The sequence below is a fragment of the Arthrobacter sp. CC3 genome (assembly GCF_039907775.1).
Taxonomy (GTDB): Bacteria; Actinomycetota; Actinomycetes; order Actinomycetales; family Micrococcaceae; genus Arthrobacter.
In genome coordinates, this window is record NZ_JARCCY010000002.1 from 166,961 (window position 1) to 183,687 (window position 16,727).

Annotated in this window: 14 protein-coding genes; 8 read left to right on the top strand and 6 right to left on the bottom strand. The window is 66.5% G+C overall.

Features of this window, described 5'->3' with window-relative positions:
- Positions 1 to 289 precede the first annotated feature (289 nt).
- The 3 genes from PV761_RS00760 to sufU all read left to right on the top strand — a co-directional run bounded on the left by PV761_RS00760 (position 290) and on the right by sufU (position 4,911).
- The gene (locus tag PV761_RS00760; protein WP_347893573.1) at positions 290 to 2,971 is read left to right on the top strand and encodes a helix-turn-helix transcriptional regulator; all 2,682 of its coding nucleotides are present in this window, start codon (positions 290 to 292) and stop codon (positions 2,969 to 2,971) included.
- Positions 2,972 to 3,097: 126 nt separating this feature from the next.
- Positions 3,098 to 4,429, top strand: coding sequence for a SufS family cysteine desulfurase (locus PV761_RS00765; protein WP_347893575.1), 1,332 nt, complete (start codon positions 3,098 to 3,100; stop codon positions 4,427 to 4,429).
- Positions 4,426 to 4,911, top strand: coding sequence for a Fe-S cluster assembly sulfur transfer protein SufU (gene sufU / locus PV761_RS00770; protein ID WP_028272871.1), 486 nt, complete (start codon positions 4,426 to 4,428; stop codon positions 4,909 to 4,911). Before PV761_RS00765 ends, sufU begins: the two co-directional genes overlap by 4 nt.
- Here the strand turns inward: sufU and PV761_RS00775 are convergent.
- Complete coding sequence (locus tag PV761_RS00775; RefSeq protein WP_011691098.1) at positions 4,908 to 5,132, bottom strand: helix-turn-helix domain-containing protein; 225 nt, start codon at positions 5,130 to 5,132, stop codon at positions 4,908 to 4,910. The genes sufU and PV761_RS00775 overlap by 4 nt on opposite strands.
- Positions 5,133 to 5,329: 197 nt before the next feature.
- Between PV761_RS00775 and PV761_RS00780 the strand changes: the two genes are divergently transcribed.
- From PV761_RS00780 to PV761_RS00790, 3 genes are all read left to right on the top strand, one after another.
- Positions 5,330 to 5,467: a hypothetical protein gene (locus PV761_RS00780; RefSeq protein WP_156037236.1), complete on the top strand. Its 138-nt coding sequence runs from the start codon at positions 5,330 to 5,332 to the stop codon at positions 5,465 to 5,467.
- 481 nt (positions 5,468 to 5,948) lie between these two features.
- Positions 5,949 to 7,553 (top strand): polysaccharide pyruvyl transferase family protein, encoded by a 1,605-nt coding sequence (locus PV761_RS00785; protein ID WP_347893578.1) that lies wholly within the window; start codon positions 5,949 to 5,951, stop codon positions 7,551 to 7,553.
- Positions 7,553 to 8,536 (top strand): glycosyltransferase family A protein, encoded by a 984-nt coding sequence (locus PV761_RS00790; protein ID WP_347893580.1) that lies wholly within the window; start codon positions 7,553 to 7,555, stop codon positions 8,534 to 8,536. The genes PV761_RS00785 and PV761_RS00790 overlap by 1 nt, the downstream gene beginning before the upstream one ends.
- 55 nt (positions 8,537 to 8,591) lie before the next feature.
- On the opposite strand, the gene PV761_RS00795 is transcribed toward PV761_RS00790, so the two are convergent.
- The 3 genes from PV761_RS00795 to PV761_RS00805 are packed head-to-tail and all read right to left on the bottom strand — an operon-like array spanning position 8,592 to position 10,866.
- Positions 8,592 to 8,813, bottom strand: coding sequence for a hypothetical protein (locus PV761_RS00795; protein WP_028272873.1), 222 nt, complete (start codon positions 8,811 to 8,813; stop codon positions 8,592 to 8,594).
- A 4-nt stretch (positions 8,814 to 8,817) separates the two neighbouring features.
- Positions 8,818 to 9,315 carry a DUF2505 domain-containing protein gene (locus tag PV761_RS00800; RefSeq protein ID WP_347893582.1) on the bottom strand — a complete coding sequence of 166 codons (498 nt, stop codon included), beginning with the start codon at positions 9,313 to 9,315 and terminating at the stop codon, positions 8,818 to 8,820.
- Positions 9,316 to 9,369: 54 nt separating this feature from the next.
- Positions 9,370 to 10,866: an SDR family oxidoreductase gene (locus tag PV761_RS00805; RefSeq protein WP_347893584.1), complete on the bottom strand. Its 1,497-nt coding sequence runs from the start codon at positions 10,864 to 10,866 to the stop codon at positions 9,370 to 9,372.
- Between the two features lie 197 nt (positions 10,867 to 11,063).
- Between PV761_RS00805 and mfd the strand changes: the two genes are divergently transcribed.
- Together mfd and PV761_RS00815 are read left to right on the top strand one after the other, a co-directional pair.
- Positions 11,064 to 14,741 (top strand): transcription-repair coupling factor, encoded by a 3,678-nt coding sequence (gene mfd, locus PV761_RS00810; RefSeq protein WP_347893586.1) that lies wholly within the window; start codon positions 11,064 to 11,066, stop codon positions 14,739 to 14,741.
- 4 nt (positions 14,742 to 14,745) lie between these two features.
- Positions 14,746 to 15,570, top strand: a complete 825-nt coding sequence (locus tag PV761_RS00815) for a metal-dependent hydrolase (RefSeq protein WP_347893588.1) — start codon at positions 14,746 to 14,748, stop codon at positions 15,568 to 15,570.
- 106 nt (positions 15,571 to 15,676) lie between these two features.
- Here the strand turns inward: PV761_RS00815 and PV761_RS00820 are convergent, their stop codons facing one another.
- Both PV761_RS00820 and deoC read right to left on the bottom strand, forming a co-directional pair.
- Positions 15,677 to 15,907: a hypothetical protein gene (locus PV761_RS00820; protein WP_028272493.1), complete on the bottom strand. Its 231-nt coding sequence runs from the start codon at positions 15,905 to 15,907 to the stop codon at positions 15,677 to 15,679.
- 72 nt (positions 15,908 to 15,979) lie between these two features.
- The gene (gene deoC / locus PV761_RS00825) at positions 15,980 to 16,726 is read right to left on the bottom strand and encodes a deoxyribose-phosphate aldolase (protein WP_028272494.1); all 747 of its coding nucleotides are present in this window, start codon (positions 16,724 to 16,726) and stop codon (positions 15,980 to 15,982) included.
- Position 16,727: the final 1 nt, after the last annotated feature.

Genomic DNA, 16,727 nt, shown 5'->3' on the forward strand with positions numbered 1-16,727 from the left:
CGCGCCCAGAATCAATGCTGATAGCGAAACCAGCTAAGCCGCATACTCCCCAGAAGCAGCTAGCGGGACCGTCAAGAGACCCGAAGAGACCGTTAACACCCGCTCCACTTTACACGGATGCCTGTGAGTAGCCTGAACGGGGCTGAGAGCGAGGGGCGGTCATATTCGAGTAGTCACCACTCACGCCAGCGCAAGCAGTGGCTAGGTAGCGTGGAAGTTGCTAATGCCGGCAGGTGGGTTGGGGGCGGTCCGGATCTTCGCGCTCCACGGCTAAGGAATCGGCGCAACCATGGACGTTAGGGCAGGAAATTCCCCTTTCCCCCCGGTCATTCGGGTGGCTGAACTGCGGGCCGCAGTCGCTGGCCTCACAGGATCCGAAAGTTCAGGCGTCATCGTTACCGGGGCAGCCGGATCGGGCCGGAGCCGGCTCCTTGCCGCTGCGGCCGAGGCACTCTCAGGCCGGCTGACGGTCATTGTGCACAGCATTCCCGAGTCCTGCCGCCGGATGAAGTTCGGCATCGGCAGTGTATTGGCACCTTCGTTGCCTGCGGGTGTCAAAGTGTCGCCGCTGAACATTGTCCGCGCTTGCCGTGAGGCGCTCCGGAGCCAGGACCCGGGGGCCAACGGAATCCTGGTGGTCCTGGACAACGTGGACCACCTCGACGGGACATCCCTGTGGGTCCTCAACCAGCTCCTCGCAGAACGGGACATCAGAATGCTGGCAAGCCACCGTTCCGACCGGCAGCTGCCGATGGAGCTGATGGAATCGGTGGTGGCCCGGCAACTTTCCATCGTGGCACTGGATGACCTCACGCTGGACCAGCTCCGGACGTTGCTAGAGTCCCGGCTCCCGGCCCCGCCCGTGCCCACGCTGGTGCGCGACATCCATGCGGCATCGGACGCCAATGCGCTAACGGCCAGCTGGCTCGTCGAGGAAGCCCTGGCGGGCGGCCGGATTGTGGAGCGCGGGGGCAGCTGCGCCATCGTCCATCCGCTGGACCCGTCGGAGTCACGCCAATTCGACCTGGCGCGCCGGCGGATCGAGGCACTTCCGCCAGAGCAGCGCCAGGTGGTCGACTTTCTGGCATCCGGTGATCCGGCGCCTCTGTCCAGCCTGGCCAGGGCGGTGCCACCGGACGCCCTGGCCGCCCTGGAACGAGGCCATGTCATCCGGCTCCAGATCAGGAGCGACGGCGGGGCGGACGTCACCCTGAACCACGAAGCCGAGGCCAGCGCAGCCCGGCTTTTTCCGGGTGGGGCGGGACCACTGGACCTGCGCAGCGAAACGGACCTGCAGGGCAGAGGTCCCCGCTTCTCCGGCCGGCCGGGGGAGGAACCGCTGTGGGATCTCTTTCGCCGGGTGGAAGCGGCGCTGGACGCCGGGGCAGCTGTTGCGGACCTGGATCTGCTGGCCGCGGCCACCGCAGCAAACAATCTCTACGACAGCGACCGTGCCTTGAAGGCAGCCGAATCCGTCAAGGCACCCGAGCTCCGGTTGATGGCACAGACGGAGGCCGCCCGGGCCCTGTTCCACTCCCACAAGTACGGCCAGAGTGCCGACGTTCTCCGCAGCCTCGTGGAAACCACTCCCGCAGTGCTGAGCATGGAGTTTGCTCGGGCTGTCGCCCTGCTCCTGCAGGCATTGCTGCCGATGAATCCCGGCCGCGACGCCCTCCAATCCGTACTGGACAGTGCGAGGCGGCGGCTGACCCTGGCGGCGGCTGCGTCCATTGGGGATACGGCCGCCGACACCTACCAAAACGCCGTCCAGGATGAACTGGACGTCCTGCAGCTCTACCTGGAGTCGAGGGAGGGCAACTGGCCCAGCACGGGCGGGGAGCTGTTCCACCGGCTTTGCCCGGCCGGGTTCTGCGACGGCGGCAGCCCCCGTACGAACGAGGCGCCGGGCACCCACGCCGGCATCCTGCTTCTGGCGCTGGCCTCGCAGGGGCTGTCCGCGCGGGGCAAGTCCGCTGAGGCCGTCGAGCTTTCCACCCGGGCGCTGAACGCGGTGGAGCGCCTGCCGCGGTGCAGCGTCGACTTCCACTCCATGGTGCTCACGATCCATGCGTCCAACCTGGCCAGGTTCGGGCAGGGGGCCGACGCAGGGAGCGCCGAAAAGCGTGCCGGCCGCAACAGATGGATGAGCTACCCGGGAGGACCCCTGCAGCTTTTCCGGGCAATGATGTTTTGCCGGCATGCCGCCGCAGGCCGCACACCCGTGCGTGTATCCGGTGCTGACGGCGGAACCTCCGGCGAACCGGACGACCTGCTGGCACTCACCCTGGGCGCGCAGGCCACTGCGGAGTGGCTGACGTGGGACCTGGCGCAGCTGCCGGGGGTTGGGCTGACTGGTGCACCCGCGCCGGCCGACGTCCGGGCAGAAGACGATCGGGCGGGGGAAGCCCTGGCAGTGGACGTCCGGGCCGGGGACGACCGGTCTGCTGACGGCGACGTCGCGGCCAGGCTGGCTGACACGTACGCGGCGGTGGCCCGTCCGGCCGTTACCGGAACCGCCGGACCGCCCCAGAGGACGCTCCGGAAGCCGGCCAAGGCGTCCGGCGGCGCCAGGGGCCGCCGGGCACGGGAGCTGCTGAATCTCGGTGTCGCTGGCCGGCCTGAAGGTACGGCGTTTGACCCCGCCGACGGGCTGCCGGACTGGCGGTGGTCGAGCGACGGGAACAGCGGTCCGGTGCCTGGCGAGTCCCTTGACCTGCTGAACGTTCCCGGTAACGGCGGGCCAGCCGAAATGAAGCGGCCGGCCGCGGATCCCGCCAAGCTCTCGCAACGGGAACGGGAAGTGGCAGTGCTTGTCGTCACCGGGATGGGCAGTGCACGCGTGGCTGAAGAACTCGGGATCGCGGTGAACACAGTGAACGCGCATCTGCAGAGGATCTACGGCAAGCTGGGTGTTTCCCGCCGCCAGGAGCTCGCCGAACTCTGGCACAGCCTGGACGGCACACGGCAGTGACGCCGCGCGCATAAACGGCGCCGGGCCAATAGTGGGACAATTGAGGAGTAGCACCGCGGACGTAAGCGGTGTGCCTGCCCGTGGCGGCGAGCCGTCGGCAGGTCTTGCCTATCAAGGAGCTCCAGTTTGGTCATGGTATCCACTTCCGCCACCGCAGCCACCCAGGTCGCGCTGACTGATGTCGAGGTCCTGCGAATTCGCAACGACTTCCCCGTCCTGGACCAGGAAGTCAATGGCCGGCCCCTTGTGTACCTGGATTCCGGCGCCACGTCACAGAACCCCCGAAGCGTGCTCGAAGCCGAGCAGGAATTCTATGAACTGCGGAACGCGGCCGTGCACCGGGGTGCCCACCACCTTGCTGTCCAGGCCACCGACGCGTTCGAAGACGCCCGGGCCACCGTTGCCGGCTTTGTGGGTGCGGCAGAGGACGAACTGGTCTGGACCGCGAACGCCACCGCGGGGCTGAACCTCCTGGCGTACTCCTTCTCGAATGCCAGCGTCGGCACTGTCCGCGGCAACGCGGCCCGTTTCGCCCTCGGCCCGGGGGACGAGGTTGTGGTGACGGAGATGGAACACCACGCGAACCTGATTCCGTGGCAGGAACTCTGCCGGCGCACCGGTGCCACCTTGAAGTTCATCCCCATCGACGACGACGGCGCGTTGCGGCTTGAGGAGGCAGCGCGGCTTATCACCGAACGAACCAGGATCCTGGCGTTCACCCACGCCTCAAACGTCCTGGGAACCATCAACCCGGTTGCCGAGCTTGTGGCGCTGGCCCGGGCAGCGGGCGCCCTCGTAGTACTGGACGCCTGCCAGTCGGTGCCGCATCTGCCGCTGGACTTCAAAGCCCTGGACGTCGATTTTGCCGTTTTCTCCGGCCACAAAATGCTGGCGCCCACGGGCATCGGCGGAGTCTACGGGCGGCGGGAACTGCTGAACGCCATGCCGCCGTTCCTCACCGGGGGCTCCATGATCACGACCGTCACGATGGAGAAAGCCGAATACCTTCCTGCGCCCCAGCGCTTCGAAGCCGGCACCCAGCCCATATCGCAGGCCGTGGCGCTCGCCGCCGCCGCCAATTACCTCCACGAAACCGGCATGGAACGCGTCGCCGGCTGGGAGGCCTCCCTGGGCCAGCGCCTGGTCACCGGGCTGAGCGCCATTGACGGAATCCGCGTCGTGGGGCCGGCGGCAGGTGTGGACCGGCTCGGACTGGCGGCTTTCGACGTCGCCGGAGTGCACGCCCACGACGTCGGGCAGTACCTGGACAGTGTGGGGATCGCCGTCCGCGTCGGTCACCACTGCGCGCAGCCGCTGCACCGGCGGCTGGGTCTGACGGCCACCACCCGGGCGAGCACCTACCTGTACAACACCACCGAAGAAGTGGACCTCCTGCTGGAGGCTGTGGCCCAGGTCCGGCCCTACTTCGGCGTAGCTGGCTCGGGGTCCTCCAAATGAGCGCACTTGATGCCATGTACCAGCAGTTGATCCTCGAGCACGCGAAGTCGCGCAGCGGGGCCGACCTGACGGCTGACGAGGCCACGTCCATGCCTGACCAGCCGGGCGTGGGACAGTGCCATCAGCTGAACCCGGTCTGTGGTGACGAAATTACGCTTCGCCTGGAGCTGGAAGCGGCAGGAAGCCAGTCAACGGTGAAAGGCATCCACTGGCATGGCGACGGTTGCGCCATCTCAATGGCCTCGGCCTCCATCTTGAGCGAATTGTCCGAAGGTGCGTCGCCGGATGAACTGGGGGAGATGATCGGCCATTTCAGGGAGCTCATGCGCTCACGCGGCCGGCTGGAGCCGGACGACGAGATCCTGGGAGATGCGGCTGCCCTGGCGGGCGTGGCGAAGTATCCGGCCAGGGTCAAATGCGCCATGCTGGCGTGGGTGGCTGCCGAGGACGCGCTGCGGCAGGCCGTAGCCACCGGCCGCTAGGTCTTGCCGGCTTCCGGGTGCTCGTCGTCCGCGAGCGTTGAGTGGTGCTGCACATAGTCTTCGATCGCGTGCTCCGGGACCCTGTAGGACCGGCCGAAACGGACGGCCGGGAGGTCGTGCGCTTTGACGAGCCGGTACACGGTCATCCGGGACAGCCGCATGACTTCTGCGACCTCGGAAACTGTGAGGAAACGGGTATTTGAAAATCCTTCAGCGGCCACTGTTCTCAGCTCTCCTGGGACGTAGTTCAATCCTGAGGACGTACTTCAATCCTGAGACAAACGTCGCTGAGCCGATCGCCGATCTTACTGCCACTTTATGGCATGGTGAGCTTGATGTGAAGAGCGCACGGCAATGGGGATAAAGACGGGTAGTGACTACTCTAGTGGCGTGCCGGAGGGGCCAGTAGCCTCTAAATATGGTTGATAGCCAGGACGACATTGAAGTGCGGCAAACGCAGCACAGGATTCACAGGGCGGAAATTGTCTGCGTGTTGGCCCTCGTGGTGCTCACGGTGCTGACCATCATGGCCGGCTTCTCCGATTTCGTCCGGTAAATCCGCTCCGGTGATCATGCGGCGCGGCTATATCAACCGGCTAAAGTAAAGCTCCGGTAGGTGGGGACCCGCCGGAGCTTCGATTGAAGTGTCGAAAATTGAAGATTAGTGGGGAAATACAACAATTACCCACGAGATAAGCCCCAATAGGGTCAGTGCGAAATACAACGACCAATTTCTGCGGTCGATTTTACGGTGGCTACCGTGCCAAACCCGTTCCATATCTTGCGCGTCCATAGCAGAAATTTACGGCTTATCACGTTCAGATAACAGCGTGTTGTCCACTTCATCTACGCCCCCTCCTACTCCATTTGCCGGCCCGAGTACTCGGGTGGCCTGTTGCTGCCCGGTTGTGTCCGGATGAGACCACCGTCCGGCGGGCGGTTCCGCAAAAGACGGTAGTCTGGTTGCGCGCCAACGGCCCCGCGACGGGGCCGTCTCCGGCTGCGTTATGAGACAAGTAGTGGAAGAGGACCGTCAAGTGAAGTTCGTGGTGCAGGGCGATCTGGGCCAGGGTGCGTATCACGTCGGCGATGAGGCCATGGCGCTGGCCGCAGTGGACGAACTCCTGCAGCGGACCGGGGCATCAGCTGTGCTGTTGTCCCGTGACCCGGCGCAGACGGCAGCACTTTATGGCACCCGTTCCATAGCAACCATTGAATTTCCGTGGCCGCCCGAGGGGCGGAGCGCTTACCTGGCGCGCGTCCGCCGGGCCGCGACGGGCGACCGCGGCGCGCTCCCGCCCGCCGACCCGGTGTGGGGCGTCATCGAGGAAGTGTCGACGTCCGACGGAGTGTTGATCGCAGGCGGCGGCAATATGAACTCCCTCTACGGCTGGCTGCTTTACGAACGGGCCGCCGTCGGCCTTATCGCCAGGGAACTTGGGAAGCCGCTGGTGGTAAGCGGACAGACGTTCGGTCCCACCCTGCTGCCCCAGGACCGGAAGGTGCTGCACGAGCTCCTCGACAGCGCGGCGCTGATCGGTGCCCGCGAGCCTGCTTCCTACGCACTCGGATTTGAATTGGGCCTCGGCTCGGAAAAGCTTGTCCGCGTCCTTGATGACGGCAGCTTCCTGCAGACCCGGCAGAACGGCGAATCGCAGGACGGCGAACCGCAGGCTGCGGACGGCGGACTTCTGGAGGGTGGCCTTCCGGACCTTCCGGACCTTCCGGACCTTCCGGACCTTCCGGACCTTCCGGACCTTCCGGACCTTCCGGACCTTCCGGCGGACGGCTACATTGCTGCCACAGTAGGCCCGGATGCGTGGCGCGAAGGAACCCGCACTCTGGCAGCGTTCGCGGCAGTGCTGGACCGTGCGGCACAGCGCACGGGCCTTCCGGTGTACCTGCTGCCGCACATGGGGACGCTGGGGTCTTTGGATGCCGGGGCAGACCACGAATCCCACCGTACGGTGCTGGCGCACTCGCGCTCGGGACGGCTGGCAATGCTGCCAGTGCTGCCGGTCCGCGAGGCTGCAGCGGTGACCGCGGCCGCCGCCCTGGTGATCACGAACCGCTACCACCCGGCCGTCTTCGGCCTGGCGGCCGGCGTGCCGGTGGTCGCCCTGGCCAACGACGCCTACTCCGATATCCGCCTCGCCGGTGCACTCGGGAACTGGGGGCTGGGCGACTGGGCACTCCCGCAGCCAAGCCTTTCCCCGGGCGGCGTGGACGAAGCAGTGCTGGAGGCCTGGAACCGTCGCGACGAGATCCGCCGCCACCTGGACGGGCTCCGGCCCGGATTCGAGCGCTCCCAGGGGACATGGTGGGATGCCGTGGCAGCTGTACTGCGTGGCGGCGTGGGCAGCTACGCCGGGCTTGAAGACGCGCCAGCCCTTCGCGCGGTGGAATCCTGGTCCCGCCAGGCCGCGGAACAAAGGGAACTGTTCCGCACCCTGAGCCTGGGGATCGGAAGGCAATGGACGGAGTGGGACGATGTACGGTCCCAACGCGATGTGCTCATCCACGAACGGGATGAAGCAATACGGGAAAGGGACAGAATCCTGCAGTCACGGACTTTCAAAGCAGCGAAATTGTTGGGCCGCGGCGCGGACGTTGCGCGCCGGCTGACCGGAAGGAAGCACTGATGGCCAGCGGCCGAGTGACGGTGGTGGTCCGGACCAAGAACCGGCCCATCCTGCTGAACCGTGCCCTGGAGAACATCCTGGGGCAGTCGTACCAGGATTTCTCCATCGTGGTGGTTAACGACGGCGGGGACCCGGCGCCGGTTGACGCGCTGGCGGACGGGTACCGCCACCTTCCTGCGGGGAAACTGAACGTCATCCACCACCCGCAGAGCAAAGGCATGGAAGCAGCCAGCAACGCGGGCATTGCGGCCGCAAGGTCTGAATACATCGCCGTGCATGACGACGACGACCGGTGGCATCCGGATTTCCTGCTCAAGACCGTGCGGCTGCTGGACGGAAAAGCCGCCGCGCAGGGTGTCGCCGTCAGGACGAATGTGGTGTACGAGGAAGTCCGTGACGGCGCGATCGTGGAGACGGGCTCCTTCGCGTACTGGCCGGATCTTCAGGCCATCACGCTGACAGACATGCTGCGGATCAACCGGATCGTCCCCATTTCCTTCCTGTACCGCCGCTCCGTCCATGACCACATCGGGTTCTACAACGAGGAACTCGACGTTGTGGGGGACTGGGAGTTCTACCTGCGGTTCCTCCAGGCATATCCGATGGAACTGCTCGACGACGAGCCGCTGGCCTTCTGGTGCCAGCGCCCCGAAGCCAGCGGAGACATGGGGAACAGCGTCATTGCCGCCGCCGCCGAACACGCGAAGTTCGACAGCCTGGTGCGGGATGCCTTCCTGCGGCGCGAAGCCGGGAAGACGGGGGTGGGGTACCTGCTGTACCTGGCCCAGCTGAGCGGGCAGCAGGAGGAAGCCGCAGCCGAAGCACGGGTTCTGGCTGACCGGGTGGTCTCCACCCTGGAGGACCTCAACCGGCGTATTACGGCACTGGAAGAGACGCTGGTCCGCCGGACCAGCGTTTTCGAGTTCGTCGGCCGGCCGGTGCGCGTCGCAGCGCGGCTTTGGAAGTCGCGCAGGCAGGTTTAGGCCGTTCCTTCCGGCCGGCAGGGCGCCGGCCGGAAGGAACGAAACTGACGTTTCGCTAGCTGACGAGGCCGGCGATGCCGATCGCCGCTGTGGCTGCGCCCAGCACCATCGAAACGGACACCAGGACCACGTGCACCGTGAGGAACCTGGTCGCCTTGCCGGCTGCGTCACGGGCCCGCGGATCCTTCATTACCCTCTTGAGGAACTGGGGCCAGACCACCAGTGACCAGACGCCGGCAATAATCAGGACCCAGGCGAGGGCAACGGGAAGCTGCACGGGATTAGTGGCTTTCCAGCCAGGCCTGCGCCTGCTGGGACTGGATGTTCAGGGCCTTGCCCACCATGGGCTCGGCTGCATCTGCAATCTTGCTGCCCAGGAACGGAACAGAAGACGTCACGTTGCCTTCGAGCTCGACGCGGGTGCTGCCGCCGTCGGCGACAAGCCGCTGCACGGCGCTGACGTCCAGGGGGGCACCGGCGATCTTCAGGCTGATGCTGCTCTGCCGGGAGCCGTCGGCGGCGGGGGCTTCCCACGTCTCCAGCTGGGTTACCTTCAGGCTGTCGCCCACGAACTTGCGGGCAATCTCCGGCAGGCGGGTGGTGGGCAGGGTGCGCACCGAAGTGGTGCTAAACCCGCCGGCAAGATCGCCGTCGACCTTGAACGATTCAAGGGTTCCGCCCACCAGTTCACTGGTGTGGCGCTGGAAGTCTTCGTTGGCGAACACAGCGGTCACGCGGTCGACGCTGTGGGGCAGGGTGGTGGAAGCACTCAGTGCCATTGTTCCTCCATTGGGTTGGGGGGTATGGGGCATCGGTTTTTTGCCTCCCACATCCTACGTGCTGGACGCCGCGGACTCCGATTCGGCCTCTGCCAGTTTTTGCGCAGCGGCCGTGATGTTGTGCGACATGGCGGGAAAAATGACGCTGTGGAACGGCAGGACGGCCAGCCAGTACAGCTTGCCGCTGAGGCCCTTCGGGAAGAAGATGGCGCGCTGCCGGTAGCGGCTGCCCGTCCCGTCGGGCTCCACCGATAGCTCCAGCCATGCACGGCCGGGGGCGCGCATCTCCGCCCGCAGCCGCAGCAACCGGCCGCGCTCGATCCGTTCGGCCCGCCACCAGTCCACCGCTTCGCCCTCGGCGAGCAGGTGCGGGTGCCGCCGGCCACGGAGCAGTCCTGCCCCTCCGGTGAGCTTGTCCAGCCAGCCGCGGACCCGCCACGCCAGCGGCAGGGAATACCAGCCGTTGCGGCCGCCGATCCCCTCAATGATGGTCCAGACGAACTTCGGATCCACCGGGCTGGAATAGCTTCGCTCGTCCACGTACACGCGGTGTCCGGCCCATTCCGGGTCGCTGGGCAGCGGGTCCGCGTCCGCTCCGGCACTGGCCCACGTCGTTTCCACCTGGGCGACGCGTTCCTTGCCCAGGGCGAGGGACACGGCGCGCCGATACGGTGTCAGTCCGCCCTCGGGCAGCGGAATGTAGCCGTCGATGTCATGTTCCCTCGAGACGGCGTCGTGCTGGAGCGATTCGACGAGCGGCAGGGACATGGACAGGGGAATGGGCGTGGTCAATGCAACCCACATGCCAGCGAGTTTCGGTGCGGGGATGGGCAGCGCGAGGACCACGCGGTACGGCAGGCCGGCCTCGGCAGCGTACTCCTTCATCATGGCCGCATACGTGAGGACCTGGCGGCACCCGATGTCGAAGGTGCGGTTGATGTGCCCTTCCAGGGACGCGGCCGCGACGAGGTAGTACAGGACGTCCCTGACGGCGATCGCTTCGATGCGGTTCCGGACCCAGCTCGGGGCCGGCATGAGGGGGAGAGTCTCTGAAAGGTGCCGGATCATCTCGAACGACGCCGACCCGGAGCCGATCACGACGCCCGCCTGGAAGACGACGGCGTCCACCGGGCTCGCGAGGAAGACTTTGCCGGCGGCTTCCCGGGAACGCATATGCGTTGACAGTTTCGCGCCTTCGGGGTGAAGGCCGCCGAGGTAGACGATCCTTTCCACCCCGGCGTCGGCGGCCGCCTTGGCAGCGGTCTCCGCCATCGCCTTTTCTTTGGCCTCGAAGCCGGCGCCGGCCGCCATTGAATGGACCAGGTAGTAGAGCACGTCGACGCCGTCCAGCGCTGCCCGGAGCATGCCGCCGTCGTCAAGGCTGCCTTGGATGACCTCCACCTGTTCCAGCCATGGCACGCCGGCAATCTTGGCGGGAGTCCGGACGACCACTTTCACCGTGTGCCCCGCCTCAAGGAGCCGGGGGACCAGGCGCCCGCCGATATAGCCGGTGGCGCCGGTGACGAGCACGGTTTTGGGGGTGCCGTTCATGTGGATCTCCTTGGAACGAAAGCGGAGGGCGTCGATGCACAGCCAGCTTAGCAATCGGGTCCGGTTTCATCGCCTGACTTCCGCAGGAGCGTACTCCAGGCTCCGCCGTCGCGGTAGGCTGGGAAGACCCGGGATTCTCGCGAATTTCGGGTTTTCGTGTTGCCTGCTTTCCCGTGATCATTTCAGGAGCTTCTGCCATGAGCCTCAACGGCCCGTCACTCACAGGCCTTCGCCGCGCGCTCGCCGGAGACACAACGTTTGCCCGCGTGCAGGCTGAAGCGTCCCGGGGTTTCGGAACCCGCAGCGAGGATTACCAGATCAGCGCCCCGGCAGGCCTCCGCGCTGCCCTGCTGGCCGAGATGTCTGACGGCCTCGCGGCCCTCCATGCCGCCGCCGGCACTGCCGCGGTTGGAAACCACGACGGCGGCACGCCCCTGGTGCTGGCCGTCACCGCCACCGGCCGTGAAGCGGAGGACCTCACTGCCGCGCTGCGGGCCTTCCTGCCGGCCGATTACGTGGCAGAGTTTCCCAGCTGGGAGACCCTCCCGCACGAACGGTTGTCCCCGCGCTCGGACACCGTGGGCCGCCGCTTGTCCGTATTGCGCCGGCTGGCCCACCCCGAATCTGTGGCCGGGGGACCGCTCCGGGTGGTGGTGGCTCCGGTCCGCGCCGTGGTGCAGCCGATCGTGGCCGGCCTGGGCGACCTGGTGCCCGTGACCCTGAAGGTGGGGCAGGAGGCACCCTTCAGCAGCGTCGTCAAGAGCCTGGCCGACGCCGCCTACGCCCGGGTGGACATGGTGTCCCGCCGCGGCGAATTCGCCGTCCGCGGCGGCATGCTGGACGTTTTCCCGCCCACCGAGGACCATCCCATCCGGGTGGAGTTCTTCGGCGACGAGGTGGACCAGATGCGGTGGTTCGCCGTTGCCGACCAGCGCTCGCTTTCCTCGCCCGGCCTGCACCACCCCACGGAACTGCACGCCCCGCCGTGCCGCGAAATCCTGATCACCCCGTCCGTGATGTCCCGGGCCGCGACACTGAAGGCACAACTGCCGGCCGCCGCGGACATGCTGGAAAAGATCGCCGGCGGCATCGCGGTGGAAGGCATGGAATCGCTGGCTCCCGTCCTGGTGGATGCCATGGTGCCCTTCGTCGAACAGCTGCCCGCCGGGTCCATCTCCGTGGTGATCGAGCCGGAAAAGGTCCGCACCCGCGCCCACGACCTGGCCGCGACCAATGAGGAATTCCTCGAAGCTGCATGGTCCACGGCGTCCGACGGCGGCACGGCTCCGCTGGATCTGACGTCCGCGGCCTCGGCTGCCCTGCATTCGGCCAGCTTCCGCTCCCTGACGGAGACCCGCACCGCGGCCCTGGGGCAGGAGGTTTCTTGGTGGTCGATCACCTCGCTGGCCACCGACGAAGAGCTGACCCCGGACATCAACGTCCTCAACCTGCACGCCCGGGAACCCCGCGGCTACCAGGGCGACGTGGCGGAGATGATGGAGTTCATCGGCTCGAACGTCCGGGACCAGTGGCGCATTGTGGTTGTCACGGAAGGTCCCGGCCCGGCCCAGCGGCTGGCTGAACTGTTCCATGACGCAGACATCCCGTGCGCCCGGGTGGACTCGCTGGATGACGAGCCGCAGGCGGGCATCATAGAGGTGACCACCGCCGCCGTCGGACGCGGCTTTGTGCTGGACGGCCTCAAGCTTGGCCTGCTGACGGAAGCGGACCTGCTGGGACGCACGTCCGCCGGTTCCACCAAGGACATGCGCCGGATGCCGTCCAAGCGCAGGAATGCCGTGGATCCGCTCCAGCTCGTGGCCGGGGACTCCGTGGTGCACGAACAGCACGGCATCGGCCGGTTCGTGGAGCTGATCCAGCGCCGGGTGGCCGGTGGCGGCGACGGCGTCCGCGAATACTTGGTCCTGGAATACGCCCCGTCCAAGCGCGGGGCGCCGGGCGACCGGCTTTTTGTGCCCACCGACCAGCTGGACCAGGTCACCCGCTACGTCGGCGGGGACACCCCGGCGCTGAGCAAGATGGGCGGCGCGGACTGGGCCAGCACCAAGTCCAAGGCCCGCAAGGCCGTCAAGGAGATCGCCGGCGAGCTGATCCGGCTGTACTCGGCCCGGATGGCCTCCCGCGGTTACGCCTTCGGCCCGGACACCCCGTGGCAGCGCGAGCTGGAAGAGGCTTTCCCGTATGTGGAGACGCCGGACCAGCTGACCACCATCAATGAGGTCAAGGCCGACATGGAGCGCGAGATCCCGATGGACCGGCTGATCTCCGGTGACGTGGGCTACGGCAAGACCGAGATTGCCGTCCGGGCCGCGTTCAAGGCCGTCCAGGACGGCAAACAGGTCGCTGTGCTGGTCCCCACGACGCTGCTGGCCCAGCAGCACTACGAGACGTTCACCGAACGGTTCTCCGGCTTCCCGCTGGTGGTCAAGCCGCTGTCCCGTTTCCAGAGCGGCAAAGAGGCCAAGGAAACCGCCGACGGCGTTAGGGCAGGCTCCGTGGACGTCGTCATCGGCACGCACCGGCTGCTGTCCAAGGACTTCGGCTTCAAGGACCTTGGCCTGGTGATCGTGGACGAGGAGCAGCGCTTTGGCGTCGAACACAAGGAAGCGCTGAAGAAGATGCGCACCAACGTGGACGTCCTGGCCATGAGTGCCACGCCGATTCCCCGCACCCTGGAAATGTCCCTGACCGGGATCCGCGAGACCTCCACCCTGGCAACGCCACCGGAAGAGCGCCACCCGGTGCTGACCTATGTGGGCCCGTACACGGACAAGCAGACCTCGGCTGCGGTCCGGCGGGAACTGATGCGCGAGGGCCAGGTCTTCTTCGTCCACAACCGGGTGTCGACGATTGAGCGGACCGCCGCCAAGATCCGCGAGCTGGTGCCCGAAGCCCGCGTGGAGGTGGCCCACGGCCAGATGTCCGAAAGCCGGCTCGAGCAGATCATCGTGGACTTCTGGGAGAAGCGCTTCGACGTCCTGGTGTGCACCACCATCATCGAAACCGGCCTGGACATTTCCAACGCCAACACCCTGATCGTGGACGGCGCGGACAAGTACGGCCTCTCCCAGCTCCACCAGCTGCGCGGACGCGTGGGCCGCGGCCGCGAACGGGCTTACGCGTATTTCCTGTACCCCTCCGAGAAGCCCCTGGGCGAGGTGGCGCTGGAACGGCTCAAGGCCGTGGCCACGCACAACGAACTCGGCGCAGGCATGCAGCTGGCCATGAAGGACCTCGAAATCCGCGGCGCCGGCAACCTGCTGGGCGGCGAACAGTCCGGCCATATCCAGGGCGTGGGCTTCGACCTCTACATCCGCCTGGTGGGCGAAGCCGTGGCGGACTTCCGCGGCGAGGCCGAGGAGAAGGCCGCCGAAATGAAGATCGAACTGCCCGTCAACGCCCACCTGCCGCACGACTATGTGCCGGGCGAACGGCTGCGCCTCGAGGCCTACCGCAAGCTCGCGTCCGCGCTCACGAACGAAGCGATCCACGAGGTCCAGGCCGAACTCGTGGACCGCTACGGCGAACCGCCGCTGCCGGCGCAGAACCTGATCGCCGTCGCGCGGTTCCGGGTGGGGGCCCGCGAAGCCGGGCTGTCCGACGTCGCCCTGCAGGGGAACTTCATCAAGTTCTCCCCGGCTCAGCTGCCCGAGTCCAAGACCATGCGCCTCAACCGCATGTACCCCGGTGCGCAGTCCAAGCCCGCCCTCGACGCGGTGCTCATTCCCAAGCCGAAGACCGCCAAGATCGGCGGCCGGGACCTGCAGGACGCCGAGATCCTGGAATGGGCCAACGGGGTCATCCGGAACATCTTCTCTGATACGCCTGTATCGGCCACGCCGGCGGTGAAATAGAAGAATGATGGGAGGACATCACGCCGCGTCGGGAGCCGCGGCGTGGGTAGCCATTGCCTCAACGGGGCCGTACACCCTTGGCTGGTACCCGCTGGACGCCACCGGAATTTTGATCGGCGGCATGGCGACGGCAGGAACCGCGCTGGTGTGCGACTGGGACCACCGGCACAGCACCGTCGCCAATTCGCTGCCGCCGCTCTCGAACGTGATTGCCGTCGGGATCGAAAATGCCAGCGGCGGCCACCGGCAGGGAACGCACTCCGTACTCGGGGCGTCGTTCTTCGTGCTGCTGGCCACCATTGCCGGGCAGGTCCAGCTGCACACGGACTGGGGCCTGCTTTCGGTGGGCGCCGGCCTGCTCTGCATGTTCATGATCAACATCGCCGCCAAGGCCCTCAAGCTCTTCCCCAAGTCAGGCTTCATCAGCAACTGGCTCTTTGCCCTGACCATGGCCGGCCTCGTCACCTGGTTCGCGCCGGACCAATGGACCTGGCTGCCGGTTTCGATGCTCACCGGGGTGGTGGTTCACATCGTCGGGGACATGATCACCACCGGGGGAGTTCCCCTGCTCTGGCCGATCGTGATCAAGCCGCCCAAGTTCCTGCGGAAGCTGCCGGTGCTCAACGACGTCTGGAGGGCCAACGGGGCGTTTTCCATCCCCCTGCTGGGGCGGGCCGGCTCCCGCCGCGAATGGCTGGTGCTCATCCCGGTGAGCGCCTACGCCATGGTGGGGATGTGCGTGGCCGCGTGGGCGCTGGCCAAGGCGCATTACCCGGCCGCGCTTGCCCTCGGAAGCACCCTGGTCAACAGCCTGTTCGGCGCCGGCTAGCCGCACCATGCAGCCAGCGGCGCAGCCGGCCGCTAAGCCGCCGCCCCGTTTAAAGAGCTGAAGCCCCCGGAAGATCCGGGGGCTTCAGTCGCTTGATTTCGAAGGCTTAGTGCTCGCCGGCCGAATCCGAACGGCCCAGGATGGTCTGCGGGATCCAGAACGCTGCCGCAAAGAGGCCCAGGCAGACGGCCATCGGCCACGGGTTGCCGAGCGTGAGGAAGGACAGCGAGTAGATGGAGCCGAGGAACAGGACCATCATGACCGCGAAAACGGCAATGCTCCCGGCAAGGCTGTTCTCGTTCTGAGGCGTCTTGGGGCTATCAACGGTCTTGGACATTCATTCCTCCTCGGCCCCGCAGGGCTCAAAAGGCCCCGAAGGGCTCAAAAACTGTGGCGTTTCCGGATCTGGTCAGTACGCGGACGAACCCTGTTCACCCTTGACGATCGCAATGCCGGAACTGGCGCCAATACGTGTTGCACCTGCTGCAATCATAGCCTGCGCGTCAGCCAGTGAACGCACGCCGCCCGAGGCCTTGACGCCGACATCCGGGCCCACCGTGCGGCGCATCAGGGCCACGTCGTCAACAGTGGCCCCGCCGCCGTTGAAGCCCGTGGATGTCTTGACGAAGTCAGCCCCGGCCTCCACCGCAGCCTCGCAGGCAAGGACTTTCTGGGAATCGCTGAGCAGCGCTGTTTCGATGATCACCTTCAGGATCGCGTCGCTGCCGTGCACGGCCTCGGCGACGGCCCTGATGTCATCAACCAGCGCGCCTTTGTCATCGGCGCGGGCGGCTGCGATGTTGATGACCATGTCCACCTCGTCGGCCCCGTCCAGCACGGCGCCGCGGGCCTCGAAGGCCTTGACATCGGTGGGCGTGGCTCCCAGCGGGAAGCCGACCACCGAGCAGGTCAGGACGCCGGAGCCCTTGAGCGCGGTGCTGACGGTCTTGACCCACACCGGGTTCACGCAGACGGACTTGAAGTGGTATTCGGCGGCTTCGGAGCAGACTTTGAGGATCTCCGCCTCACTGGCCTCCGGCTTCAGCAGCGTATGGTCGATGAAGGAGGCGATTTCTCCGTGTCCGGTGGCCCCGGGTGCGGTGACTCCCGCAGCGGTGGCGTCAGGTGTGCCGGCCGCGCTGGCTTCGTTGCTCATG

Coding starts and splice junctions, on each gene's coding strand:
- PV761_RS00760 (WP_347893573.1), top strand. CDS start 290: ATGGACGTTAGGGCAGGAAATTCCCCTTTCCCCCCGGTCATTCGGGTG.
- sufU (WP_028272871.1), top strand. CDS start 4,426: ATGAGCGCACTTGATGCCATGTACCAGCAGTTGATCCTCGAGCACGCG.
- PV761_RS00780 (WP_156037236.1), top strand. CDS start 5,330: ATGGTTGATAGCCAGGACGACATTGAAGTGCGGCAAACGCAGCACAGG.
- PV761_RS00790 (WP_347893580.1), top strand. CDS start 7,553: ATGGCCAGCGGCCGAGTGACGGTGGTGGTCCGGACCAAGAACCGGCCC.
- PV761_RS00800 (WP_347893582.1), bottom strand. CDS start 9,315: ATGGCACTGAGTGCTTCCACCACCCTGCCCCACAGCGTCGACCGCGTG.
- PV761_RS00805 (WP_347893584.1), bottom strand. CDS start 10,866: ATGAACGGCACCCCCAAAACCGTGCTCGTCACCGGCGCCACCGGCTAT.
- mfd (WP_347893586.1), top strand. CDS start 11,064: ATGAGCCTCAACGGCCCGTCACTCACAGGCCTTCGCCGCGCGCTCGCC.
- PV761_RS00815 (WP_347893588.1), top strand. CDS start 14,746: ATGATGGGAGGACATCACGCCGCGTCGGGAGCCGCGGCGTGGGTAGCC.
- PV761_RS00820 (WP_028272493.1), bottom strand. CDS start 15,907: ATGTCCAAGACCGTTGATAGCCCCAAGACGCCTCAGAACGAGAACAGC.
- deoC (WP_028272494.1), bottom strand. CDS start 16,726: ATGAGCAACGAAGCCAGCGCGGCCGGCACACCTGACGCCACCGCTGCG.